18 protein-coding genes, 1 pseudogene and 1 other annotated feature are annotated in these 26,618 nt (G+C 35.2%); of the genes and pseudogenes, 12 read left to right on the forward strand and 7 right to left on the reverse strand.

Annotated elements, in window-relative coordinates:
* Positions 1 to 36 precede the first annotated feature (36 nt).
* Entirely contained in the window at positions 37 to 687 is a 651-nt protein-coding gene (locus tag C240_RS09405; RefSeq protein WP_271494598.1) for a TetR/AcrR family transcriptional regulator C-terminal domain-containing protein, read from the reverse strand.
* A gap of 241 nt (positions 688 to 928) precedes the next feature.
* Here C240_RS09405 and C240_RS09410 point away from each other — a divergent pair, with 241 nt between their 5' ends.
* Together C240_RS09410 and C240_RS09415 are read left to right on the forward strand one after the other, a co-directional pair.
* Complete coding sequence (locus C240_RS09410) at positions 929 to 2,632, forward strand: ABC transporter ATP-binding protein (protein ID WP_442896589.1); 1,704 nt, start codon at positions 929 to 931, stop codon at positions 2,630 to 2,632.
* Positions 2,632 to 4,401: an ABC transporter ATP-binding protein gene (locus tag C240_RS09415; protein WP_271494604.1), complete on the forward strand. Its 1,770-nt coding sequence runs from the start codon at positions 2,632 to 2,634 to the stop codon at positions 4,399 to 4,401. Before C240_RS09410 ends, C240_RS09415 begins: the two co-directional genes overlap by 1 nt.
* 126 nt (positions 4,402 to 4,527) lie before the next feature.
* Here the strand turns inward: C240_RS09415 and C240_RS09420 are convergent, their stop codons facing one another.
* Positions 4,528 to 6,429 carry a helix-turn-helix domain-containing protein gene (locus C240_RS09420; protein ID WP_271494607.1) on the reverse strand — a complete coding sequence of 634 codons (1,902 nt, stop codon included), beginning with the start codon at positions 6,427 to 6,429 and terminating at the stop codon, positions 4,528 to 4,530.
* Positions 6,430 to 6,780: 351 nt separating this feature from the next.
* Between C240_RS09420 and C240_RS09425 the strand changes: the two genes are divergently transcribed.
* From C240_RS09425 to C240_RS09450, 6 genes and pseudogenes are all read left to right on the forward strand, one after another.
* Positions 6,781 to 9,627 carry a hypothetical protein gene (locus C240_RS09425; RefSeq protein ID WP_271494610.1) on the forward strand — a complete coding sequence of 949 codons (2,847 nt, stop codon included), beginning with the start codon at positions 6,781 to 6,783 and terminating at the stop codon, positions 9,625 to 9,627.
* 12 nt (positions 9,628 to 9,639) lie between these two features.
* Entirely contained in the window at positions 9,640 to 10,038 is a 399-nt protein-coding gene (locus C240_RS09430) for an LPXTG cell wall anchor domain-containing protein (protein WP_271494615.1), read from the forward strand.
* Positions 10,038 to 10,856, forward strand: a pseudogene (locus C240_RS09435) (WxL domain-containing protein). Before C240_RS09430 ends, C240_RS09435 begins: the two are co-directional and overlap by 1 nt.
* Positions 10,857 to 10,892: 36 nt before the next feature.
* A complete protein-coding gene (locus tag C240_RS09440; RefSeq protein WP_271494618.1) occupies positions 10,893 to 11,693 on the forward strand; it encodes a WxL domain-containing protein in 801 nt (266 codons plus the stop codon).
* A gap of 197 nt (positions 11,694 to 11,890) precedes the next feature.
* On the forward strand, positions 11,891 to 12,991 hold the full coding sequence (locus C240_RS09445; protein ID WP_271494621.1) for a DUF916 and DUF3324 domain-containing protein: 1,101 nt from the start codon (positions 11,891 to 11,893) through the stop codon (positions 12,989 to 12,991).
* An 8-nt stretch (positions 12,992 to 12,999) separates the two neighbouring features.
* Positions 13,000 to 13,707 carry a response regulator transcription factor gene (locus C240_RS09450; RefSeq protein WP_271494624.1) on the forward strand — a complete coding sequence of 236 codons (708 nt, stop codon included), beginning with the start codon at positions 13,000 to 13,002 and terminating at the stop codon, positions 13,705 to 13,707.
* A gap of 61 nt (positions 13,708 to 13,768) precedes the next feature.
* On the opposite strand, the gene C240_RS09455 is transcribed toward C240_RS09450, so the two are convergent.
* From C240_RS09455 to C240_RS09475, 5 genes are all read right to left on the reverse strand, one after another.
* On the reverse strand, positions 13,769 to 14,332 hold the full coding sequence (locus tag C240_RS09455; protein ID WP_271494627.1) for a class I SAM-dependent methyltransferase: 564 nt from the start codon (positions 14,330 to 14,332) through the stop codon (positions 13,769 to 13,771).
* Positions 14,332 to 15,300, reverse strand: a complete 969-nt coding sequence (locus tag C240_RS09460) for a TIGR01212 family radical SAM protein (protein ID WP_271494630.1) — start codon at positions 15,298 to 15,300, stop codon at positions 14,332 to 14,334. The genes C240_RS09455 and C240_RS09460 overlap by 1 nt, the downstream gene beginning before the upstream one ends.
* A gap of 15 nt (positions 15,301 to 15,315) precedes the next feature.
* Positions 15,316 to 15,966, reverse strand: a complete 651-nt coding sequence (locus C240_RS09465; RefSeq protein WP_271494633.1) for a phosphatase PAP2 family protein — start codon at positions 15,964 to 15,966, stop codon at positions 15,316 to 15,318.
* 149 nt (positions 15,967 to 16,115) lie between these two features.
* The gene (locus C240_RS09470; protein ID WP_271494636.1) at positions 16,116 to 17,147 is read right to left on the reverse strand and encodes a DUF4097 family beta strand repeat-containing protein; all 1,032 of its coding nucleotides are present in this window, start codon (positions 17,145 to 17,147) and stop codon (positions 16,116 to 16,118) included.
* 1 nt (position 17,148) lies between these two features.
* A complete protein-coding gene (locus C240_RS09475) occupies positions 17,149 to 17,805 on the reverse strand; it encodes a DUF1700 domain-containing protein (RefSeq protein ID WP_271494639.1) in 657 nt (218 codons plus the stop codon).
* A gap of 294 nt (positions 17,806 to 18,099) precedes the next feature.
* Here C240_RS09475 and C240_RS09480 point away from each other — a divergent pair, with 294 nt between their 5' ends.
* From C240_RS09480 to abc-f, 4 genes are all read left to right on the forward strand, one after another.
* Positions 18,100 to 20,160: a muramidase family protein gene (locus tag C240_RS09480; protein WP_271494642.1), complete on the forward strand. Its 2,061-nt coding sequence runs from the start codon at positions 18,100 to 18,102 to the stop codon at positions 20,158 to 20,160.
* 48 nt (positions 20,161 to 20,208) lie between these two features.
* Positions 20,209 to 20,492, forward strand: a binding site (T-box leader).
* A gap of 509 nt (positions 20,493 to 21,001) precedes the next feature.
* Positions 21,002 to 23,515, forward strand: coding sequence for a leucine--tRNA ligase (leuS, locus tag C240_RS09485; RefSeq protein ID WP_271494645.1), 2,514 nt, complete (start codon positions 21,002 to 21,004; stop codon positions 23,513 to 23,515).
* A gap of 161 nt (positions 23,516 to 23,676) precedes the next feature.
* Positions 23,677 to 24,078 carry a FosX/FosE/FosI family fosfomycin resistance hydrolase gene (fosX, locus tag C240_RS09490; RefSeq protein WP_271495191.1) on the forward strand — a complete coding sequence of 134 codons (402 nt, stop codon included), beginning with the start codon at positions 23,677 to 23,679 and terminating at the stop codon, positions 24,076 to 24,078.
* A gap of 491 nt (positions 24,079 to 24,569) precedes the next feature.
* Positions 24,570 to 26,165: a ribosomal protection-like ABC-F family protein gene (gene abc-f / locus C240_RS09495; protein WP_271494648.1), complete on the forward strand. Its 1,596-nt coding sequence runs from the start codon at positions 24,570 to 24,572 to the stop codon at positions 26,163 to 26,165.
* Positions 26,166 to 26,618: the final 453 nt, after the last annotated feature.

Raw genomic sequence — 26,618 nt, forward strand, 5'->3', positions numbered from 1 at the left:
CTTAGGCAAAAAATGATTGTCTAAGTTTTTTGCGTATTATTTATTATCAGGAGTAAGACCATTTAAAAAGATACCTAATGTCTTCATAAAAAAATCTTTTTGTTTTTCTTTTCGTCGGTATTGAATACTCTCACCAATATTACTTAATTGTTGATCGTGAACGTATTGTTTCATTAGCAATATTTGCCGAGTTAAGTAATTATCGCCGTCCATCACCTTGTTGTATAGTTTCTTTTCTTCTGAGGAGTCCATCAACATACCAAATAATAAATGTTGTAAAGAAGTAACGGTCATATAACTTAGTTCAATTGAAAAACCTGCCTCGTGTAAAATGTTCAGCATTGCATCAAGATTCCTTAAACGGGAAGGATAAGCAGGTATTGTTTGAATTTCAATTTCAATTGCACATGGATATTGTAAGTAAAGTTCATAGTAATTTTCCATATAAGCATAGATTGTTTCTTTCCAATTTTCTTGAGGTGCTGGCGATATAAAATGATTTTCAATTTCTTCAGCCATGCTTTGTAGTAGAGCCTGTTTATTTTCAACATGCCAATAAATTGCTGGTGCTTGAATATTGAGTTTTTGAGCAACCTTACGCATGGAGAGTTTATCTAATTCCGGTTTTTCTCTTAGTAAGTCAAATGCAGCTTGAACAATTTTTTCTTTTGATAATTTTTCTTCCAATAGTTCTCATCCTTTTGCCTAAAAGTTTATGCTAATTTCTTGAATTTGTTTACTAAAAATGGTACATTGTGATGCAGCCTAATTTTACAGTGTTAAATTGATTGGATCAAAGTGGAAGTTGGTGTCTCACTTCTTTATTGTCTACTGTCAAACTATAACACAAAATAGTAGTTGAAAGTTGGTCGACGAATAAATTAGAGCTAGTTCTACAAAGAAAGTTGGGGTTAAATTGAGTATTATTATGGAACATGTCAAAAAGTATAAATTGGAAGTTGCCATAGCACTTATTACTGTTGTTGTTATGGTCATGTCAGCTTTATGGCAGCCGAAACTATTACAAAAAGTGCTAGAAGCAATTATTAAAGAAGACGATAGTCAGATGAAAGAACTTGGAATTTATTTAATTGGAATTGCCGGATTAGGTTTAATTGCTGGTGTAATTAATACTATTTTTTCAGCAAAAGTTGCTCAAGGTGTAAGTGCTGATATTCGTGAAGCGACTTTTCGTAAAATTCAAACTTTTTCGTTTGGAAATATTGAAGAATTTTCTGCTGGAAACTTGGTAGTACGTTTAACAAATGATGTGACACAGATTCAAAATGTGATTATGATTGCGCTACAGTCGTTATTCAGAATTCCGATTTTGTTTATTGGTAGCTTTATTCTAGCGATGATGACGTTACCGCAATTATGGTGGGTGATTGTTTTACTTGTAGTGGCAGTGTTTATTATTACGGCACTTTCATTTTCACAGATGGGTAAACATTTTACAATTATCCAAAAATTGATCGATAAAGTGAACGGTCTGGCGAAAGAAAACTTGCTGGGGATTCGTGTAGTTAAGTCATTTGTTCAAGAGAAAAATGAATTGGAGCGTTTTAGTAAAGTCAGTGATGATTTGACAAAACATAATATCACTGTGGGAACACTTTTTTCTGTAATGATCCCTTCATTTATGTTGGCAGCTAATTTGGCAATTGTCGGATCGATTTTCTTTGTCAGTAATCTGGTTAAAGATGATCCAACGACCATTGGTGGAATAGCTTCATTTATGAGCTATTTAATGCAAATTATGATGGCGATTATCATTGGCGGAATGATGATGATGATGACTTCTCGTGCAGCAGTTTCAATCAAACGGATTAAAGAAGTGATGGAAACACAACCTGCGTTAAGTTACAAAGATGTGCCTGAACAAGATTTAGATGGCAGCGTAACTTTTGAGCATGTGAGCTTCCGCTATCCTGGTGATGAAACAGATACCTTAAAAGATATTTCGTTTTCAATTAAGTCTGGTGAAATGATCGGGGTTGTCGGTGCGACAGGTGCAGGTAAATCAACATTAGCGCAATTAATTCCACGATTATTTGATCCAACTGAAGGAGCAGTTAAAGTTGGCGGCGTTGATTTGCATGATGTAAATGAACATAGTTTACGCAAGGCTGTTTCGTTCGTTTTACAAAAAGCGATTTTATTTTCTGGTACTATTTCACAGAATTTACGCCAAGGGAAAAAAGATGCTAGTGAAGCTGATATGGCTCGTGCAACTGAAATTGCGCAAGCAAAAGAATTTATTGAAAAATTAGGATTACAATACGAAGCACCTGTGGCTGAACGAAGCAATAACTTTTCAGGTGGACAAAAACAACGTTTGTCTATTTCACGTGGTGTTATTGGTGATCCCAAAGTGCTGATTTTAGATGATAGTACTAGTGCGTTAGATGCTCGCTCGGAGCGTTTAGTTAGAGAAGCTTTGGATAGAGATTTAAAAGAGACAACGACAATTGTCATTGCGCAAAAAATTTCTTCCGTTGTTCATGCGGATCGTATTCTAGTTTTAGATAAAGGAGAGTTGGTTGGAGAAGGAACTCATGAAGAGTTAGCCAAAACCAATCCTATTTATCAAGAAATCTACGAAACACAAAAAGGAAAGGATGAGGAATAATGACTGATTTAATTAGAGCAAGTAAATTCTTTTATCATTATTTGAAGCGTTATAAGATCTCTTTCTTCTTTATTTTTGTGACGATAGTGATTGCAACCTATTTACAGGTAAAAGCACCGCAGTTTGTAGGGGAAGCGATTCAGGAATTAGCGAATTATGTTGGCGCACTAGGTCAGGGAATTGATGACAAAAGTAAGTTTATATCAATTATTTGGAAATTATTGATTTTCTATGTTTTAACGAGTGCTGCCAGTTTTATTTACAGTATTTTATTTACCCAAGTTGTAGGGAAGTCAACGAACCGTATGCGGATTGGTTTGTTCAATAAATTGGAAAAACTAACAATTAGGTTTTTTGATTCTCATCAAGATGGTGAAATTCTAAGCCGTTTTACTAGTGATTTAGATAATATTCAAAATAGTTTAAACCAAGCTTTACTACAAGTTTTGACAAATGCTGCTTTATTTGTTGGAATTTTGATTATGATGTTCCGTCAAAATGTTCAGTTGGCTTGGGCGACAATCGCATCAACACCCGTTGCAATCATAATTGCAGTAGTTGTTATCAGTAAAGCGCGTAAATATGTTGATATCCAACAAGATGAAGTCGGTAAGTTAAATGGTTATATGGATGAAAAAATTAGTGGACAACGTGTCATTATCACAAACGGACTGCAAGAAGAAACCATTGATGAATTTCTAGATCACAATGAACAAGTTCGCGCCGCAACATTTAAAGGTCAAGTCTACTCAGGTCTTTTATTCCCGATGATGCAAGGCATGTCTTTAGTTAACACAGCAATCGTAATTTTCTTTGGTGGCTGGTTAGCGTTAAATGGTGACTTAGAGAAAACTGTTGCTTTAGGTTTAGTAGTAACATTTGTTCAGTATTCACAACAATATTACCAACCATTGATGCAGATTTCTTCTGGGTACAGTATGATCCAATTGGCTATTACGGGTGCTCGTCGCTTAAATGAAATGTTTGATGAGCCTGATGAAGTCAATCCTGAAAATGGTAAGGAAATTAATGGTATCAATGAGTCAGTAACACTGAATCATGTTGATTTCGGTTATGATCCAGAAGTATCGATTCTAAAAGACGTTTCGATTAATGTAAGCAAAGGTGAAATGGTTGCCTTAGTTGGTCCGACTGGCTCAGGAAAAACAACGATTATGAATTTATTGAATCGTTTTTATGATGTAAACGAAGGTGCTGTAACCTTTGATGGGACAGATATTCGTGAGATTGATCTAAATAGCCTGCGCTCAAACGTGGGTATTGTTTTACAAGATTCAGTATTATTTTCTGGAACGATTCGGGAGAATATTGCGTTTGGAAAACCAGATGCAACAGATGAAGAAGTCATTACGTCTGCTAAACAAGCAAATATCCATGAATTTATAATGGGATTGGAACAAGGATATGAAACTGAAATTACTGAAGAAAATAACATTTTCAGTACGGGTCAAAAACAATTGGTGAGTATCGCCAGAACAATTATTACCAACCCAGCGTTATTAATTTTAGATGAAGCAACCAGTAATGTAGATACTGTAACTGAAGCAAAAATTCAAAAAGCTATGGATGAAGCAATCAAAGGCAGAACTAGCTTTGTGATCGCTCATCGTTTAAAAACGATTTTAAATGCAGATCGTATTGTTGTACTGAGAAATGGAGAAGTTATTGAGGAAGGAAATCATCACGAGTTATTAAAACAAGATGGTTTTTACGCAGAACTTTACCATAATCAATTTGTATTTGAATAATAAAATAAACGAAAAAATTTAAAGAACAAGCCAGTCGCTGATAAGAGGGACTGGCTTGTTTTCTATTTAGTTAAAGAGTCTAAACTTTGTATTTTCGTCCGTAAATTAAAACACCTGATAATCTAGCTAATGTTTGACCTGTTTGAGTAGGTGGATGGATAAAATTGGATGAAGCACCACCAATAGTTGGAGCAGGCGGGAAGACTGCTCCTTCGTTACCGCTTGGATAATCAGAAAGTTCAGTAATGAATTTGAGCTGTGATTTTTTTTCTTTTTACGGTGTACAATAGCTGGTGCTTTTTCTTCTTCTTTTTTTATCTCGGTACTAGAACTACTGGTTTCTTCATTAGTAGGTTTACTTGTTTGTGCAGGTTTCTTTTTTTGTGATTTAGGCTCAGGATCTTTGGGTGGAGAAGTTGGCTCAACGGTAATTGCCGGGTTTAATGGGTTTACTGGTGAAACACCGCCATCTTCAGGTGCAGCAGAAGTTTCTACAGCTCCTGAAAACAGTAAGCCTGCAAGGATGGCGTTGCAAATAAGTAAGGTGGAAATCAGTCTTTTTTTTCTATGCATTTTTCCATCCAGTATCCCTCCGCTTTTTTTTAATTCAACTATTTTATTTCCAAAATGTTCCCAATCTGAAGCTAATGGTGGTTTTTTCCAAATAATATGATCGCACGTTAAGTTGTTCGGTTTTAAATCTGATAAATAAAGGACACTTTTTTTAGAAAGGCTATTTTCAATGACGATATTAAGAAATTTAAATGATTTAATATTATCTGAAATAAAAGAATTGTAAGCTGAACCGTACGAAAAATCAACACAAATATAAATTGGCTTACTAAAAACAGTGGCGGGCACATATTGAATCAATAAAAATAAATAATCGTACTTCAAAGCATTTGTTTTACTAATATCCAGCTTTTCATCATCAATAAACGATTCAATAAATAGAAAAAAATCAGGATAATTTTCTTTAAAAAAACTAAAATCAAAATCAAATGAAGAAGCGGAGTCAGTATGAGTAAAATGTAAAAATTTATAATGAACGCGTAGCAAATCATGTTTGAGTTCTGAATAATTTGGGGTGGTTTTATTAATACCCATCACTTTATTTAATTTTTTTAAAAGTAAATTTGTTAAAGGAAACGCTTCAGGACAAAAAGCTTCAATATGTTGAACCATAGTTTTGGGATCTGAAACAGTAATTAATTGTTCGGCAAGTAAAAAAGAATAAACAAAAGAAACTTCTTGAATAATCTCTTCGGGTTTGAGAACAGTTTGATCAACGAACCATTGTTTTACTGCTTGGACTTTTTTAGAATGTTTGGCCATGGTTGTTTCGATTGGTTTTCCTTTCACGACAAGTGTATGCCCGTCATACAAACGTTGAAATGCAATAGCAAAGAAAAATCTCAACTTTATCTTTTGAGTAGGTGCGTAGTTCATGGTGTATAATTTATCGAGATAGTGAATCAGCTGATTACCTAGAGCAATAATTTCTTTTGAAAAAGGAATTTCTAAACTATTAAAAGAATAAAAATAAACATCATAAAGGAAAATACGAAGACGTGTTTCATCACCAACAAGATTTAAATCACTGTCAATCTTGATTCCATATAAAGCTAACAATTTTTCAAGCTCCGTTTTTAAAAGATAGGCCGATGAAATACTAAGGAAATTATCTGATACAAAAGCCTCAAATGAAAAATCGTCCGTTTTAAAAAGCGCATCTAAAAGCAAAAATAGTTTAGATTCCTTGAGGTAATACCATTGTAGCGTTAACAAAGAATCCTCGCCAGTTGAGTAAAAATACACAACTTTATCTTCAACAATGATTTTAAGCTCTGCTAATTGAAAATAAGCAAAATCTTCGATGATTTTAGTAAGTTCTTTTTTTACCACATAAGAAGATAAGGCAAGGTCATTACCGATTTGCTTGAAGGAAGCCTTTTGTAAGGGCTTAATTTCTAGGTACGTTAAAATATCCATCCGTTGCTGATATTCTTTATCTAATAATTGTTTCACTATAAACTCCTTAAAAGATCTTTAATCGTCGGTTAACTGTGTAAGTAACGTTTATTTTAAAGTTCATTATATAAGGGGAAATAGAATAAATGCAAGTAGTATTTTTTTATATGTAAATAAAATCGATAATAAATAAGAATAGTAACCAATTTCCAAAAAAAATTAAAAAAAACGAAAAAAATTGAATAGACTTATTTTTCAGCAGCTACTATACTAGCGGATGTCCCAGAGGAACGGTGCACCGAATTCTGAGGAAGACGATTTTGTTAGGGAAAGGAGATGTAAAATTTGAAAGCACAACAGAGAAAAAATTTTTTTCTCAATAATTATATGATATCGCTGATGTCATTGATGGTTGTTTTGATAGGAAGTAGTTTACTGCTTTTCTCCGAAAATGCTTTTGCAAAAGATCAATCCTTTAAGTTGATAGCGGATGAAGCGATTCAAGTGGGCCGTACTGCAAATTTCTCAATTGAAACTACAACCCCAACGGATAATCTACTTACGATTAATTATCCAGAAAGTTTCCGATTGGATGAGGAAAAGTTTGCTACAGACAATCAAAATACACTAGAGGCTATCAAACATGATCTAGAAAAACACCAACTTTCATTTAAAGTAAACAATAAAAAGAATCAAGCGATTTTATTTTCAGGAGAATTCCAAGAAATAGGAACACAAAAATTGACAGTCGCATCTGGAGAAGAGAAAGAACAGTTTAGCTTAGAGGTCCAAGCTGCAGAAGTTAGTCCACCGCTGTTAGATGATGCTCTTTCAACTGATGATAATGCAAAAGCAGATACGTTACCAAGTTTTGATTGGAATTTATTGAATGATGATGGATTGGATTTATCTACCTTTAAACAAGTATCTGAAAACACGCCAGTGAAGTTAACAGGTGGAGCTTTTGACAAATCAGCACGAAATTATTATATGTTTTTTGGACATGTTGGTAAAGATAATACTTATAATTATTCCAGCCAAATATTTAATAAAACTGGAAATATGTATGCGACATTAGGTCGGACTTCATTGTTACCACTACTGTCTCCTGGGATGATCGGGGTCAAAAAAAATACAGGGACTGCTAGTAGCACTAAAATTTTTGGTTACGATTATGATTATGAGAGTAGTGGTGTAGGGAATACGGGTGCCAATTTTGATATTGGAGAAATGAATTCTACTTCAGGGTCAATACTGAAGAGCGGCTATAGAAGCGTGTATGACGGTGAGAATAAGCCGACAAGTACATGGATAATTTCTCAATACGTAAAAGAAAATGAAATTGTTGCATATGGCTTTTTAAAAAAAGATGTAACATCAGGTGATAGTAATATTTCTTATCAGGCTATCAGAGTTCATGGTTATGTAGTAAGTAAAAGCTCTGGGAGAATTCGTTACGACGTAAGCTACTATAATAATAATTCAACCAGTAAATACTATGCATTGAATTTTGGCGCGCATATGGATGTGGGAGGTGCACATACTGACTCTAAATTATTTTCTTACGGTGATTCAGGGATATATTTTGATGAACCGAGAGCTACACCAGTAGATGGCATACCTGCACGTATTTATTTCTACATGAATAAAGGATATGGAGAAAATTTAGGCCCTAACGCTTATAAAACAGGTAACTTAGCGTCTGGAACTTCTTCAACTAATAGGGGAGCTTTGTATAAAATTGCTTACTGGAAAAATCTTACGGTAGAATCATGGACTAACAAAATTGTAGGATATACAAAACCATATGAAGCATGGGATCCGTTTCAAGTTTCTGGGTATCAATTCCCTCTAAGTCATCCAATTTTTGCCTATAGATGGGAACCCGTACAATTAAGTCCAGGAGAAGTAGGTACAGGTTCTTTAGATCTATCCATCGAAGAACCTGCACCGATCATGCCGACGGCAGAGAAAACCTACAAGAACGAAAATGCTTCAAGTAAAGAAAACTATGTAGGTGATACGCTATCGTTCAGCGTAGTTGCTCGAAATAAAGGTGATATGGACACTTGGCGACAGGTAGCGCTAATTGACACGCTACCTAAAGAACTGGAATTAGACGTAAATTCACTAACCTTAGTAGATGTTAACGGTGATGAAAGCAAGCTAGATCCTTCCGTTTACGATCAAGAAGCACACCGTTTTACAGCGGGATTATACGATATTCCAGCTAAAAAACAAGTTGAAATAAAATACAAAGCTAAAATTGTCTCAGGCGGAAATCAAAAGATTATCAATAAATTTGACGCATCGAATTCAAGTTCACAACTAGCAAGTGATGAAGTCGAGATTCCGATTACTGAAAACTTAGACTTTAAATTGAAAGAAGAAGTTTTTGATAAAGATGGAAAAGTTGCTGACAAAGCAACGCAAGGTGATACCTTACATTATAAGGTCACTGTTTTGAACCCTAAGAGTTCAAGTGAACTATTTTATAAGAGCTTCCAAGGTCCAATTTCAGTTGACTCTCATTTAGAGAACCTTCGAAATATCTCCATTAAAGATCAAGGTGGAAAAGTAATTGGGAATGGTATTATTGCTTCAGATAAATTAAGTATAGTCTATGCTGGAGGAACAAGTGAAAGTGATTCTATCAATCAAGATCTGTTTATAGAATTTGATGCAACAGTTAATCAGGATACTCCAGACGGCACAATAGTTAAATCTAAAGCTAGTTTTTGGGCAGAATTTGTGGGTGGTAGTAAACTACGAGATTTTATAGAGTCTAACGAAGTTCAAACGGAAATCAGCAAAAAAAGAGGTGATCTAGTCTTCGTTTCTGCACCGAACGTATTAGATTTTGGTAAATCACTGAAAATATCTGCTAAAGATCAAGCTTATCCAATCGCCGAAAAAGACGATAATTTAGTCGTTCAAGATGGTCGCGGTGTAGGCGAACATTGGTCAATGACAGCAATGCTGCTAGATGAATTAACAAGTGATTCTGGTCATCAGTTAGTAGATAGCCTGCACTATAAAGATCAAAAACAAGATCATGTATTTATCAAAGGCGAATCAATTCCGATTATTGAAAAAGAAACGATTGATGAACAAGCAGTAGATATCTCGAAAGAGTGGCAAGGAACTAAAATAGGCCCTTATCTAGATGTCAAAGCTGGTAAACCTCGAGCAGAAAAATATTCAGGAGCCATTCAGTGGACACTGCAAGATGTTCCTACGAATAACGGCGAATAGGAGAAGAATAAGATGAAAATAAAACAAGTGTTTCTACGTTTATTATCACTGGCTAGTCTTTTCCTGTTATTCGTTGGCAGTCTTCAGGTACAGGCAGAAGAGCATAAAGACTACGAATCACGTACAGGTATTGGTTTTTACGGATCGTACGAATACCCTAGTGACGAATCGTCTGACTCATCAGAAGAGCCTATAGCAAAACCGGAGCCAAATGAACAAGTGCCAGACAGACCAGTTGATTATGAACCAACTAACAATAATCAGCTTGTAGCAAAACCTGTGGGAAGAACCCTTCCAAGTACAGGCGAAATCAGAAATCGCTCTATCGGATTGATCGGTTTATTGATCATATTGATTATTTTATTGATCGTCCTTCTTAATAGAAAACAAAACAAAAAGGAGAATATCTAATGAAAAATATTCATTTTAAATCAGCAGCACTTTTAGTCGTTTTAGCAACAGTATCCACTACAGGAATGAAAGCTTTCGCAGCAGAAGACTACGAAAGAAACTATATAAGCGGAGGGATTGTTGAATTTGTACCTGATACAAACCCAACTGATCCAGTTGACCCAGAAAATCCAGATCCAAACAAGCCAGTTGAGCCGTGGGACCCAACAACACCAGATCACAAACCAAACCCAGGAACAGATGGTCCATTAAGTATTGACTTTGCCTCAAGTATTGATTTTGGTAAAAACAAAATTACGAATAAAGATGAACTTTATTATGCAGAACCACAATATCTATGGAACGAAGATCATTCATCTTTTGACCCAGCTTCAGCAAAACCAAACTACGTTCAAGTTTCTGACAAACGCGGAACCAACGGCGGCTGGTCATTAACAGTGAAACAAGATGGTCAATTTAAAAATGATGATACATTAAATAAAGTCTTAACAGGTTCTGAAATCAAATTTACTCAAGGAAAAGCAGATTCAATCAGTGCAGTAACTGCGCCAAAAACAGTAGATATGACATTAGTGCCAGGAAGCGAAACAAAAGTAATGAACGCTGAAAAAGGTGCTGGTGCCGGTACTTGGGTGGATCGTTTTTGAACATTAGAAGAAGTTGAAGTAGATGGTCAAACAGTTTTAAAAAATAAAGCTATTACATTATCTGTACCAGGTTCAACACCAAAAGATGCCGTTAAATATGAAACAAAACTAATCTGGTCACTAACAGACGTACCAGGAAATACAACTGAACCAGAAGAACCAGCAGAATAATAAAAAATAATCAGTTAAATAGAGGAGAATATCAAAATGAAATCAATTAAATTAGCAACAACAGCAGGAGTTTTACTATTTAGTACAGTCTTATTCGGAGCCCAAGCATCAGCTGCACCAGGACCAATCCCAGCAAACCGCGATACAGATGCACAAGTAAAATTTGTCGAAGATGATACACCAACAGATCCAACAGACCCAACAGATCCAGACCCAGAAAATCCAGTTGTACCAGTAGATCCAACAAATCCAGATAAGCCAGTAGATCCAGGTACTAATGGTGCATTGAGTTTAGACTATGCATCAATTTTAGATTTTGGTACACAATTTATTTCGAATAAAAACCAAACTTACTTTGCAAAACCACAATACCTAAAAGACAAAGATGGCAAAATCGATGAAAAAAATCCAGTACCAAACTACGCACAAGTAACGGACAAACGCGGTGGCGAAAAAGGCTGGGCATTAAGCGTAAAACAAAACGGTCAATTTAAATCATTGAAAAACCAAAAAGAATTAACAGGTGCACAAATCACTTTCTTAAACGCTGAAGCAGCAACTGTTTCTTCTTCAAAAGCACCAAGCACTGTAAAAACTACATTTAGTTTAGGAACTGATGGTAAAGGTGTTGCAGAAAACGTAATGGCTGCCTCAGAAGGCGAAGGTTTCGGTACATGGGTTTACCGTTTCGGTGATGAAGATACAATGAGCGAAAGTATTAAATTAGACGTTCCAGGTTCAACTGTAAAAGAAGCAGACACTTACAAAGCAACATTGACTTGGACATTAACAGATATTCCAGATAACTCAGAAACACCAGAAGAACCAGAAGCATAAACATAAGAGAAAAATCTCTATAGAATAAGACATAAGCGGAACAAAAAAGCAGGTAAACAGATAGCTCCTATTACCCCCTTTGATTCAACTAAAAAAATCAATTATTCCATTACTGATGGGAGCTGTCTGCTTTACTAGTATTTTGTCTGTTTTTGTCTTCATTCTGGTTACATAGAAAATCGACAGGAGGAAAAATCATGTTAAAACAAAAAAGAAAATTAATTTCAGCACTAATTATTTTTATGAGCATCATTGGATTTACAGCAAAACAGGTAGAAGCATCTGAGTTGAAATTTAGTGTAGAACCAGTTATCCCAGAAAATCAAAAAGATAATGGACATACCTATTTTGATTTAAATATGAAACCTGAACAAAAACAAGCACTAAAAGTTCACATGCGTAATGACACAGATAAAGAAGTAGTTGTGATACCGTCGATTCATACCGCGACAACGAACATTAACGGCGTTGTTGAATATGGAGAATCGAATTCGAAAGTGGATGATACGGTACAGTACAAACTTGAAGATTTAGTCAAACCAGCGGTAAAAGAAGTGAAAATTCCAGCCAAAAGCGCGACAGATCTTGAGTTAAATGTCGAAATGCCGGAAGCTGAATTTTCAGGTATATTAGCTGGCGGAATTACTTTAGCAGAAAAAGACGCTGAGACTGAAGCCACTAACGAACAAGATCAAGAAAAAGGCTTGGCAATCGAAAATAAATACGCTTATGTTGTGGCGATTGTACTGAACGAGTCCGATCAAAAAGTAGACTCAGAATTAAAACTAACAAATGTCGAACCAGGTCAAGTCAACGCTAGAAATGCTATTAGCGCTACAATCCAAAATACCCAACCTAAATATATGAACCAATTAGCAGTAGATACAAAAATTACGAAAAAAGGCGAGAAAGAAGTCCTTTATTCTTCTAAAAAAGATAGCATGCAAATGGCGCCAAACACATCGTTTGCTTACCCTGTTTCTCTAGAGGGGAAAAAATTGGAACCTGGTAAATATACTTTAACAATGGATGCAACATCAATGAAACAAACATGGCACTTTAATAAGGACTTTGAGATTAAAGCAGATATTGCAAAAAAACTAAACAAAACAGATGTAAGTATTGAAAAAGCTAATAACCTTTGGATATATATCGTTTTTGGTTTATTGCTATTGTTAATCTTATTGTTACTAATTTTATTGTTTACTAAGAAGAAAAAAGAAAAACAGCAAGCAGAATTAAGAAAAAAGGCCCACAAAAATAGAAAGAAAAAAGAAAAAAATAAACATAAGGTGTGAATGAGCGATTGAGTACTATCGGTTTAGTCTATTTAGGATCTGAAGATAAAGAAAGTAAAACCACTGTATTAACGGAATATAAAAATATTTTGATTTTAAGAAATAAAACGCAACTACTGGAGAAATTACCTCAATTGGATGGGGTTGTAATTATTGAAGGTGAAAATAATAAACTAAGTGAAGTTTGCGAATTGATTATGACGATTAAAAAGCAATCTACTTGTCTCATTTGGATCGTTTTGACTAGTGAAAAGGAAATGGATAAACTTGTTTGTTTACAGTTAGGTGCTGATTTTGTTCTTGATAAAGAATCTAGCAAAATGGAAAAAGAATTAATTGTAAAAAATGCATTGCAACGTAGTGGAGTATTAGCAGAAAATCATCAAAATTCAGATAAAAGCGGACCGTATCATCTAAATAATAAAGAAAGCTTTCGTTTGATTTCAGATAATTTTAGCGTTGTGCTGAATGATGAAGTAGAGGTTTCCCTAACGAAATTGGAGTTTCAGTTATTGGTAGTATTATATCAGAAACCACGTATGACGTTCAGCTACAAAGAAATCCAAAGACAAATCTATGGAGATGACACAGAAGATCGCCAATATCGAATTGCGAATGTTATTTATCATTTGAGAAGTAAATTAGATAATGCAATTGGAAGTGAACGCGGCTATATTAAAACAATTCGCTCAAGAGGTTATATGTTGGATGTCTAATGCTGATAGTAAATAAGAAGAAAGAAGTGTACTATCCGAAAAAGGAAGGACACTTCTTTCTTTATTTTTTCTCAATACAAAACAAAATTGGCGGATTATTTTTTTGGTTAATAAACTGATAGGACAAGACATTAAATTTCTCTTGTGGTAGATTCTGACAATAATCCTGCACCAACGTTAATTCACGTTCACCGCCATCATGCCCATAATAGACAACTAAAATAATTCGTCCTTTTGCAGCTAAGCGAGGAAGTAAGGCGTCCAAAGCCTGTTTAGTTGTTTCAGGTTTGGTCACAATCTGTTTATCACTCTTAGGTAAATAACCAAGGTTAAAAATGGCAGCAGTTAGCTTTGCATCAATTGAAACATGATTATCAATTGTTTCATGACCTTGCTGAATTAAAGTTGCTTGCTCACTTAATGATAGCTCCTGTAATTTGTTAGCTGTATTAACAAGTGCCTGTTTTTGAATATCAAATGCGTAAACTCGACCTGTTGAACCGACTAACTGAGCTAAAAAAGCAGTATCATTTCCGTTACCCATCGTAGCATCTACTACCGAATCCCCCATATGAACAACTTCTTGCAACAATTTATGACTGAAATGAAGTGCTGTCTGAAGCATTAAATAAGCACCTCCGTTGATTTTCGAACATTATATTTCCCTTGAAAACTGTTACGATTTTTCATCTCATTATCGATCGCGTTTAAAACTTCCCATTTCTTCAAACTCCACATAGGTCCTACCAAGGTGTCAGCAGGTGCATCTCCTGTTAGACGATGGATGACAATTTCAGGAGGAATCATTTCTAATTGATCGCAGATTACGTTTACATAATTTTCTCTAGTCATTAACTGTAAACGCCCTTCATGATAATCTCTCAGCATCCGCGTATTCGTCATTAAGTGGAGTAAATGCAGTTTGATCCCTTGAATGTCAGAATCAAGAATTGTCCGACGAACGTTTTCTTGCATCATTTCAAGTGATTCGCCCGGCAGACCATTAATTAAATGGGTACATACACGGATATTATGCTTACGTAATTTGGCAACGCCATCTAAATAGGTTTGATAATCATGAGCTCGATTAATGGTTGCACTCGTCGTTTCATAGGTCGTTTGCAAGCCTAATTCGACCCAGACATAATAGCGTTGATTTAGTTCTGCCAAATAATCTACGACTTCATCCGGTAAACAATCCGGACGAGTTCCAATCGAAATGCCAACTACACCTTTTTCATTAACCACTTGTTCAAATCGATGGCGAATAACCTCGATTGGCGCATGGGTATTCGTAAAGTTTTGAAAGTAAACAATATATTGATCCACTTGAGGCCATTTTTTATGCATCATGTGAATTTCTTTTTGGAACTGGATTGGTAATGGATCTTGTGGGGCAACAATCATATCGCCAGAACCAGAAACACTACAAAAAGTACAACCGCCTTTTGCGACAGTTCCATCACGATTAGGGCAATCAAAGCCCCCGTCTAAAGGAACCTTAAAAATTTTTCCGCCAAATTGCTGACGCAATGCATAATTCCAAGTATGGTAACGTTTATTTGGATCTTCAGTATAGGGAAATTCAAACATAGTTTTTCTTCTTTCTTATTGTTGTTTATTTTTGAAGCGCCAAACAAATCTTTTTTCTAGATAAATAGGGTAAGTCATTAGTAACCAAGAAAGACCTAAGCAAAAACCACCCAAAACATCACTTGGGAAATGAACACCAACATAGATTCGACTGATACCAATCAAAAAGATACCTAAACCTAAAATAATTTGTAGGAATAAACATAGATTTTTTTGCTTTACGAATTGTGGTAATAGGAAAATAATTGTACCATACAACAACATACTGCCATTGGAATGTCCACTAGGGAAACTATAGCTGTGTTCAGTGACTAAATGATCTAATGTTGGGCGCGGACGCATAAAAACTAACTTAATTAACGGGTTAGCTACTCCAGCAATTAAGGCTGTATTAATTAATAGCCAAAGCATTTCAGCATAATATTTTCCTCTGTACAATACAAAAGCAATTACAACACAGAGAATTCCGATAGTAATTGGATCAGCAAATTTGGTAATCCAAATGAAAAAAGAATTAGCAGCAGGGTAAGGCTTACGGACGATGGATGTGAGAGTTTGATCAAACCCTTTCAGCCATTGAGAATAAAAACGAACCACATACCCTAGAAACATGAAAACAACTAAAAAACAGCTGCCTGCAAACTGATAGTACAATTTATTTTTCATAAAAAATCCTTTCAAATTCAGATAAAAACTATTATAGCATCAAACAAGTAAGAACTCATCTGAGAGTGATATATTTTAAAAAAAGGAAAGCTGCACCAAATAACTAAGTGAACTTTCCTTCTATTATATAGTATTTTTAAGTATAAATGTTATTCACTTTGCTCATCTTCATATTCAGAAGGTCCTTCAACGGAAATATCACCAGATTTTGTTTTTAAGATAAGTGATTTTGTTTCTTTTCCTTTATTATAAGATGTACGCTCTTTTCCAAAAATCTTACTGTCACCAAAGTTTGTTTGTGCCTTAATTACAACATCATAGAGTATTTCATCAGTGTAAACGTTAATATCACCAAATTCTGAGGTGATAGTTAAATTTTTAGGAATGTTGCTACCAGTTAAAGTGATGTCACCATTTGTACTTTTTATGTCTGCATCGCCTTTAAGATTGATTGCATCAATATCACCATTTTTGGTTTCAATTTGTGCAACGCCTTTAATAGCATCAAGAGAGATATCACCTTCTTTAGTAATAACTGACCAATCAGAAGAAGTGAAATCATTAATATAAACATCTCCATTTGTTGACTCAAAAGTAGCTTGATCAGAATGACTATCTGAAGAAATAGTCAAATCGCCATTATCTGACTTGACTGAGAGTTTTTCAGAATTGATGTTGTTTATAGAAATATCTGCATTTTTTAAAGTAATATCTAAATCTTTCGTTGTTGTATTTGAAAAAGTTATATCACCGCTAGTTTCACCGTCAATGATAATTCGTTCTGCAGTATTTGGGATAGTTAATGTTACTGAAGAACCGCGGTCAAAAAGACCAAATTGTAATCCTTTCAGCTCGGCTTTTGCCTTATTAGCATTAGCAGAAATCATTAATTGATTATCTTTTTCTTTAACATCTAAAGAACTATTAACTGTGACTGGAACGGAACTTCTCGTATTCATTACAACTTGATCTGAGTTTTCTGATAATAGATAAAAATCTGCATTACCTGATAAGGTTAAATGGATTTCTTTTGTATTTTTTTTGTCTTTAATTTCATAAGTATCTTTTTTTATATCTGTCATCGATTTTTCAGCACGATTGAAATATACAGCACTACCAATCCCGCCAACAATCATAGCAAGTACTCCTACACTTAGAAAAAAAGCAGTTGTCTTTTTCATCTTAACGTTCACCTCTTAACACACGAATATTCCAATGTAGATAACCTTTTAATACTTTACCAAAAAATTTTGTCAAAGGTGTCATAATTAATAACCCGATGATTCCGCCTCCGAAAAGGAAAATACTAGCGAATAATTGAAACATTGAGCCATCATTCAAACCGGATAAAACATGGAAACCTCCAAGGATTGGTGAAAATAAAAAGGCAACAGCTATTAACCAACCAGAAAAGAACAACAGAATAATTGCAAAAATAAACCAAAATGCAAATAAGAAATTTAATGAAAGAATTCCTGCAACTTGGCAGAAACGAACAAATCCATTGTGACGAGTTTGTTCATATTGCTGATACGCGTAATCGTATGGATGTTCTGATGTTTCTTCGGTGTACTGCTCTGTGTTTGCTTCTGGCTGGATTTCTTGCCAGCCATCGCGTTCAAGTCTTTTTTCAGGAACAGAAATGTCGAATTCTTGTAGAATTTCTTCAGCAATTGCGCGTGGCTTACCTAAATTTTTAGCAATTTCTTCTTCAGCTTCACCAGCTGCAGAGCGCTCATTAAAGATTGTTTCGTATTTATTTAAGATAAACGCTTGTTGTTGCCCTGAAAGAGGCTTTAAGTAGATTTTTAATTCAATTAGAAAATGTTCCTTGTTCATCTTTTTCCCCCACTTTTTTTACAAACTTGTTTCTTCTTTATTCACTATAATTTCTTTTTATGACAATAACAAGTGCTTAATTAAAAAATCGGCCTAAGGTAAAGAAACGTATCAGTCTTGAGACCTAGTAGTAGATTATAAACGAAAAATGTAGTAAAAATAAAATATGGATAAAAAAAGTATCTTATGTGAATTTCCTTATTGTTTGATAATTAAAAAATATTTCTATTTTCCTTAGAAAAGGTTATACTATAGTTCAAGGAATAGTTTTTTAGAAAATTCGGAGGATAGCTTATGGGAAAGTACAAAATATCAAGAAAAGAGCGGAGGAAAGCTGAACAGAATAAGCTTGCATCAATGCAGCTAAAAAAAGGAACGACTGTTCTTAGTTCAGCGCTTGTTGTTTCATCGATTGCAGCGCCGATTGCAGCGCCGAAAATTGCTGAAGCTACAGAAGATCAAACGCCAAGTGCACAAATTGGCTACACAAATACTCAAACATATACAGATGCCGTTCAAGAACAAACAACGACGCCTGACTCTAACGATTCGATGACACAAGATACTCAGACATCAACTCCTGAAACAGATACGCCTGATTCTTCGTCTGAAACACAAGACTCATCTGAATTAAGTACATCAGAAACAACACAAAATACAGAAGAACAAGAACTGGTAGATCAAGCGACTGATTTATCTACAGCTGAAGAAGTTGTTGGTCCTGAATTACGTTCATCAGTTTCCGCATTTTCAGCTCAAACTAGAAGTCTTAACCCAAGTGCTTTTATTGCAGAAATTGCAGGTCATGCCCAATCTGTTGCAGCTGCTAATGATTTATATGCTTCTGTAATGATGGCACAAGCAATTTTGGAAAGTGATTGGGGTAGAAGCACATTATCTACAGCACCAAACTATAATTTATTTGGGATTAAAGGTAGTTATCAAGGGCAATCTGTTAATATGCTGACATGGGAAGTTCTTAATGGACAGTGGGTTCAAGTAACAGCTGCATTTAGAAAATATCCTTCATTCTCAGAATCGTTTGGTGACAATGCGTATGTTTTAAGAAACACATCTTTTCAAGCTGGTGTTTACTTTTATTCAGGTGCATGGAAAAGCAATACTAACTCATACCAAGATGCTACAGCGTGGTTAACTGGTCGTTATGCAACGGATCCTAGCTATAATACTAAATTGAATAATATTATTACAACCTACAATTTAACTCAATACGATACTCCTTCTACTGGAGGCAACACTGGTGGTAACACTGGCGGCAGTACAGGTGGTAATAATGGAGGAAGTACTGGCGGCGGTACAACGACTCAAGATGTAACTCATACAGTAAAAGCAGGAGATAGTCTTTGGGCATTGGCATCTCAGTATGGCACAACTATAGCCAACATTAAAAGCTGGAACAACCTTTCTGGAGATGTCATTTATGTTGGTCAAAAATTGATTGTTGGAAAAGGCACTGGTAATAGCGGAAGCGGTAGTACTGGAGGTAACACAGGCGGATCAACAGGAAATAATACTGGTGGTTCCGGCAATACGAGTACAACAAATACGTATTACACAGTGAAATCAGGTGATTCACTATGGGCGATTGCTAATGCAAATGGTGTAAGTATCGCAAATCTTCGCCAATGGAATAATATAAGCGGAGATATCATTCATCCTGGTCAACGTTTGATTGTGAAACAAGGAAGCACTGGTGGTAATAGTGGAAGTACCGGTGGCAACACAGGCGGATCAACAGGAAATAATACTGGTGGTTCCGGCAATACAAGTACAACAAATACGTACTATACTGTAAAATCAGGTGACTCATTATGGGCGATTGCCAATGCGAACGGCGTAAGTATTGCGAACCTTCGTCAATGGAATAGCTTGAGTGGAGACATTATTTATCCCGGTCAACGTTTGATTGTAAAACAAGGCAGTACGGGTGGAAGTAATTCAGGCAATACAGGCGGATCAACAGGTAATACAGGTTCATCTAATAATACAAGTACAGCAAATGGCTATTACACAGTGAAATCAGGCGATTCGCTATGGGCGATTGCCAATGCAAATGGTGTAAGTATCGTAAATCTTCGCCAATGGAACAATATAAGCGGAGATATCATTCATCCCGGTCAACGTTTAATTGTGAAGCAAGGAAGTACTGGTTCATCTACTTCTTCAAACAGCCAAAGCGGCAGTTCAAGTAGTAGCAGCAGTCATAAAGTGAAAAGTGGAGATACATTGTGGGATCTTGCTCAGACTTACGGTACAAGCGTTCAAAAGCTTAAACAATTAAATGGACTTTCAAGTGATGTCATTTATATTGGTCAAACACTTAAAGTTAAATAAAACAATTGAAATCCGCAGCGAAATTTGATAGTATGAAGTCACAATAATAACACAACAGTGAAAAGGAATAGTAGAAAGAACCATGTTTTAGAGAGTGTATGGTTGGTGAAAATACACACAGAAGCTTTCGAACTCGCCTTTGAGTTATTTTACTGAATTTGATTGGAAAAATGATTTTTATGCAGATTTTTATTTAAGATAATCTGTAAAGGAATCGGTAGTTTTTCAAAATTTTAGTAAGTAAAATCGGTGTCGACCGTTACAACGTTAAGGCTTGTATCTTGATACAAGTAAAGTTAGGTGGTACCACGTTGCATGCACACGTCCTATAGGAATTTTTCCTGTAGGACGTTTTTGTTGTGAATCACTGCGACTGGCTATGCCAGAGCAGATGATGAACAATACTTGGCGACCAACGGGAGCGAAGTTACCAAACTACTGAATCACTACACTTCGTTACGATCGCATCAATTTCTAAGAGCGAAAGCTCAAAGAATTGAAGGACTGCGACTGGCTATGCCAGAGCAGATGATGAACAATACTTGGCGACCAACGGGAGCGAAGTTACCAAACTACTGAATCACTACACTTCGTTACGATCGCATCAATTTCTAAGAGCGAAAGCTCAAAGAATTGAAGGACTGTGACTGGCTATGCCAGAGCAGATGCTGAACAATAATTTTGGTTAGCAAAGGGAACAAATATCCTGAACTAAAGAAGCTCCTCAACTTGGAGTGAAATAGTCAGAGAAAAGCTGACACGCTAATAAAATACAGCAGGAAAATCTTAAAAAATGTAAAACCTAACAATCGTTAGTTAAAAATAGGAGGAGAAATCACTAATGAGTTACGATCACAAAAAAATCGAGAAAAAGTGGCAAAAATACTGGGCAAAGCATAATAGCTTTACTACACACGATGATCCAAGCAAAAAGAAATTTTACGCTTTAGATATGTTTCCATACCCATCAGGTCAAGGTCTGCACGTTGGACATCCGGAAGGTTACACAGCAACTGATATTTTATCACGTATGAAAAGAAGTCAAGGTTACAGTGTTTTACATCCGATGGGTTGGGATGCATTTGGCTTACCGGCTGAACAATACGCACTTGATACAGGAAATGACCCAGCAGAATTTACGAAAAAAAATATTGAAACCTTCAAACGCCAAATTAACTCATTAGGATTCAGCTATGATTGGAATCGTGAGATCAACACAACAGACCCAGAGTATTATAAATGGACACAATGGATTTTTACAAAATTATATGAACATGGTTTAGCTTACGAAGCAGAAGTAGCGGTTAACTGGGTACCTGAATTGGGTACAGTAATTTCTAACGAGGAAGTCATCGATGGAAAAAGTGAACGTGGTGGCTATGACGTGATTAGAAAACCAATGCGTCAATGGATGTTAAAAATTACTGCTTACGCTGACCGTTTACTTGATGATTTAGATTTGGTTGATTGGCCGGAAAATATTAAAGATATGCAGCGTAATTGGATTGGCCGTTCAGAAGGCGCTGCTGTTGATTTCAAAGTAAAAGATAGTGATGAAACAATTACTGTTTTTACTACTCGTGCAGATACATTATTTGGTGCAACATATGTGGTTTTAGCGCCTGAATTGAATTTAGTAGATGAGATCACAACACCCGAACAAAAAGCTGCAGTCGAAGCTTACCAAGATGAAGTAAGTAAAAAATCAGACTTAGATCGAACAGATTTATCTAAAACCAAAACTGGAGCTTTTACCGGAGCTTATGCAATTAATCCAGTGAATGGTAAAGAAGTCCCAATCTGGATTGCGGATTATGTTTTAGCTAGCTATGGAACAGGTGCAGTAATGGCAGTTCCGGCACATGATGAAAGAGACTATGAATTTGCTGACAAATTCGGTATTGAAAAAATCCAAGTAATTGATGGTGGAGATATTACCAAAGAAGCCTACGCTGGCGACGGAGCCCACATTAATTCCGATTTTCTAAATGGTTTAAATAAAGAGGAAGCCAACGAAAAAATGTATCAATGGTTGGAAGAAAATAGCTGTGGGAAAAAAGAAGTAACATATCGTTTGCGTGATTGGCTATTTTCTCGTCAACGCTATTGGGGTGAACCAATTCCTGTTATCCATTGGGAAGACGGCACAACTACAACAGTTCCAGAAGCTGAATTACCATTGACGTTACCGAAAACTGACGATATTAAACCAAGCGGAACAGGTGAATCACCACTTGCAAATATCACTGACTGGATTAATGTTGTTGATCCTGAAACAGGTAAAAAAGGTAAACGAGAAACAAATACAATGCCACAATGGGCAGGTAGTTCATGGTATCATTTACGCTATATTGATCCACATAACAAACACGAACTTGCTAACTTTGAAAAATTAGAACGCTGGTTGCCAGTAGATATCTATATTGGTGGGGCAGAACATGCAGTACTTCACTTATTGTATGCTCGTTTCTGGCATAAATTCTTATATGATATCGGTGTAGTTCCAACAAAAGAACCATATCAAAAACTATATAACCAAGGCATGATCTTAGGTCAAAGTTTCCGTGACAGTCGTGGTGTATTGGTTCCTACTAATATGGTGGAAAAACGTGATAGTGCTTGGGTAAACATTGAAACGGGTGAAGAATTAGAAGAAGCGCCAGCTAAAATGAGTAAGTCCTTGAAAAACGTTGTTAACCCAGATGATGTTATTGAAAAATATGGAGCTGATACGTTAAGAATGTATGAAATGTTCATGGGACCTTTAGATGCATCAATTGCTTGGAGCGAAAATGGACTAGAAGGCAGTCGTAAATTCTTAGATCGTGTTTGGCGCTTAATTGTAGATGAGAATAACAAAATGCGTGATCGCATTACAACTATGAATGATGGACGATTAACTAAAGTTTATAACCAAACAGTCAAAAAAGTTACCGAAGATATGGAAAACATGCACTTTAATACAGCGATTTCTCAATTAATGGTATTTGTTAATGAAGCAAACAAAGTAGATGCTTTGCCATATGAATATATCGAAGGCTTTGTTCAACTAGTAGCGCCAATTGCGCCTCATATTGGTGAAGAACTATGGGCAATTTTAGGAAATGAAGAAAGTTTAACAAATGTGCCTTGGCCGACATACGATGAATCAGCTTTAGTCGAAGATGAGATTGAAATCGTCTTCCAAGTTAATGGTAAAGTTCGCGGCAAACTAACAATTTCCCGCGGATTAAGTAAAGAAGAATTAGAAGAAAAAGCTTTAGATTCTGAAAGTATCAAACCTTTTATTGAAGGAAAAACAATTCGTAAAGTAATCGTTGTACCAGATAAATTAGTAAATATTGTAGCGAATTAAATAATTTGAGTAGGTTGGAAAAGAAGTGTTAAACCTCGAGAAATAAGAGGTGGTTGCTTCTGCTCTCGCCATTTATTCGGGTGTCGTGTGTGGGATAAAACTAACCTTTGGTTTTGTCCCGCACATTTCTTTATTTTAAGCCAAAAAAGGAGTAGATAAAGATAGAAACGATCAGTCATCTAACATTTGTTGTTCAGGACCTGGCGAAAGCCTCTTTATTTTTTAAAACTATTTTTGATGCAAAGGAAGTCTATTCTAGCGGGAATGATACCTTTTCAATTGCTAGAGAAAAATTCTTTTTAGTAAATGATTTGTGGATTGCAATTATGGAAGGTAACTCACTTCCAACCAAGACTTACAATCACATTGCTTTTAAAATTGAAGAAAAAGACTATGAAATGTACTACGAGAAAATTCAGAAATTGGGTTTGGAAATAAAAGATGGACGTCCACGCATAGAAGGAGAAGCAAATTCAATCTATTTTTATGATTTTGATAATCATCTTTTTGAGCTGCACACAGGAACATTAGTAGAACGATTGCAACGCTATCAAATAAGATAAAAGCTCCGAAACACATTTTGCATAATTTATATCTACATGCTACAATAAAATTAAGAACGAATAAGGTGGTGAATAAGTACAATGGTTAATGTGTCAAAAATAACAGCAAGCATTTCATATATTATGGAGTTTCTGGCTTTTTGTCATGTGATAATTTCCAATTTTTTATTCCAAGGGACAGGTGTATCTAAAAATGGATAAAAAATTGAATAAAACAGACCATTCAGACTTATTTACTAAGAACAGCTTATTATTAAATAACATTAATACTTATTGGAACTGTCATTAACTTAGAGGCACTAAACCAAGTATTTTTGTATAAATAATTCGTTTATTAAGATTACTTACGAATAACAGTAAATAATGAAGGTTGAACAAAATAATTGTTCAGCTTTTTTGCGTACTTTAAATTATCAAACAATATTAATAAGCGTTGTCTCTCATAGCTTGTTATACAAGTGAAGCTGTCTGAATGGCAGAAAGAGGAGCATATGTTAGTACAATTACAAAAAATCAGTAAAAATTACGGGACCATTCCACTTTTTGAAGAACTAAATTTTCAGATTAACCAAGGGGAAAAAATTGGTTTGATCGGTACAAATGGTTCAGGAAAATCCACGATTTTAAAAATTATTACAGGAATAGAATCCATTGATTCAGGAACGGTCAGCTGTAAAAAGAGCAGCAGAATTGGTTATCTGGAGCAAATGCCGGCAGAAAGTGAACAACTAGTGAAGGAATATTTACTTGAGACTTTTGTTCAATTAAATGAAATTCAACAGCAATTAACTCACTTAGAAATACAGATGACTATTCCAGAAACGGATTTAGAGAAAATCTTGTTGCGATACGGTCAAAAACAAGAAGAGTTTTTACAAGCTGGCGGTTATGAAATGGAAAATAAATTAGAGATGATTGCTAATGGACTAAAGATTAATCATCTGTTGACAAAGCAACTTTCAGAGCTAAGTGGAGGAGAGCGAACGATTGTTGCGCTTGGGAGAATTTTACTGCAAGATAATGACCTAGTTCTTCTTGATGAGCCGACTAATCATTTGGACACGCAAAGAATCCAGTGGTTAGAGGGCTACTTAAATCATGAAAATACTGCCTATTTAATTATTTCCCATGATCGTCTGTTCTTAGACCACACTGTCGAGCGAATTGCCGAACTTGAAGATGGACGGATGTTGGAATATCAAGGTAACTATTCTTCTTATAAAAAACAAAAAGAAGAACAACTTGAGAAATTGAGGAAAGATTTTGCAGAACAACAAAAAGAGATTCAGAAATTAAAACTAGCAATTCGACGTTTTCGACAATGGGGACACGAGGGGGATAATGAAAAGTTCTTTAAAAAGGCCAAACAACTAGAAAAACGTTTGGAAGCAATTCAAAAAATACCTAAACCTAAAGATGAAAAAATGAAAAAACGAAAACAATTCATGGATACAGAGCGATCGGGTAAAGAGGTTCTTCAATTTGAAAAAGTCAGCAAATCGTATGACGGTCACCAGTTATTTCAACAAGTTGATTTTTCAATATTTTGGCAAGAACGTATAGCAGTTATTGGCGAAAATGGCACTGGTAAAAGTACGTTATTAAAACTAATCTTAGCGTTAGAAAACGTAAATAACGGCACTATTAAACAAGGCACAAATCTTGAGATTGGTTATTTACCTCAACATATTCAATATGAAGACCCAAAAAGATCTATTCTACAAGAGTTTAATCGCGTTTGTGGATCATTAGAACAAGAAAGTCGCCAATTTTTAGCAAAGTATTCTTTCTATAGTGAAGACGTTACAAAGCAAGTACGTTTCTTGAGTGGAGGTGAAAAAATCAGATTAGAGCTGGCAAAGTTGATGCATAATAGAGTTAATTTTCTAGTTTTAGATGAACCGACTAATCACTTAGATATTGAAACTAGAGAAGAAATAGAAACGATTTTGAAAGATTATAAGGGAACACTATTAGTAGTTTCTCATGACCGTTTCTTTTTGGAAAAAATGTTCAATGCGTTCTTATTAATAGAGGATCAAAAAATAACTAAAAAAGTGGGGTTATATTCAAGTATTAGCTCGTGATGTTTATTAAATAAAGTAACTAGAAGAATTCGCAAAAATAGCATTTACTAAATTTACGGATTCTTTCTAATTTTTTTAAGAGTAAACAAGTCATTAACTAACTATCTTAGGGATCAAAAAGAAAGGATAGTATAAAAAAATAAATAAAATGATATAAATAATATTTTATAATTGTAAATGTTTGTTAAATAATATATAATGAGAGATGAGGTTAATTTTAATGTTTTTTATATTGAAAATATATTTAAAATAAATGACCACTCTCTGTAAGAAATTTCCGTGAATACCACATGAACAGATCGCTTGTTTCAAATGGTTGATGCAGTACTACATATAATACCAATAAATACATAAATTAAAATCCTTCTGACACCTTACAAATGCCTTTCGGTCTGTAAATAGCCTCTAAACACTGTTTGTTCAGACATTCATATCAAGCTTAAATTAAAACCA

This window comes from Enterococcus sp. 5H (assembly GCF_028128615.1).
Taxonomy (GTDB): Bacteria; Bacillota; Bacilli; order Lactobacillales; family Enterococcaceae; genus Enterococcus_L.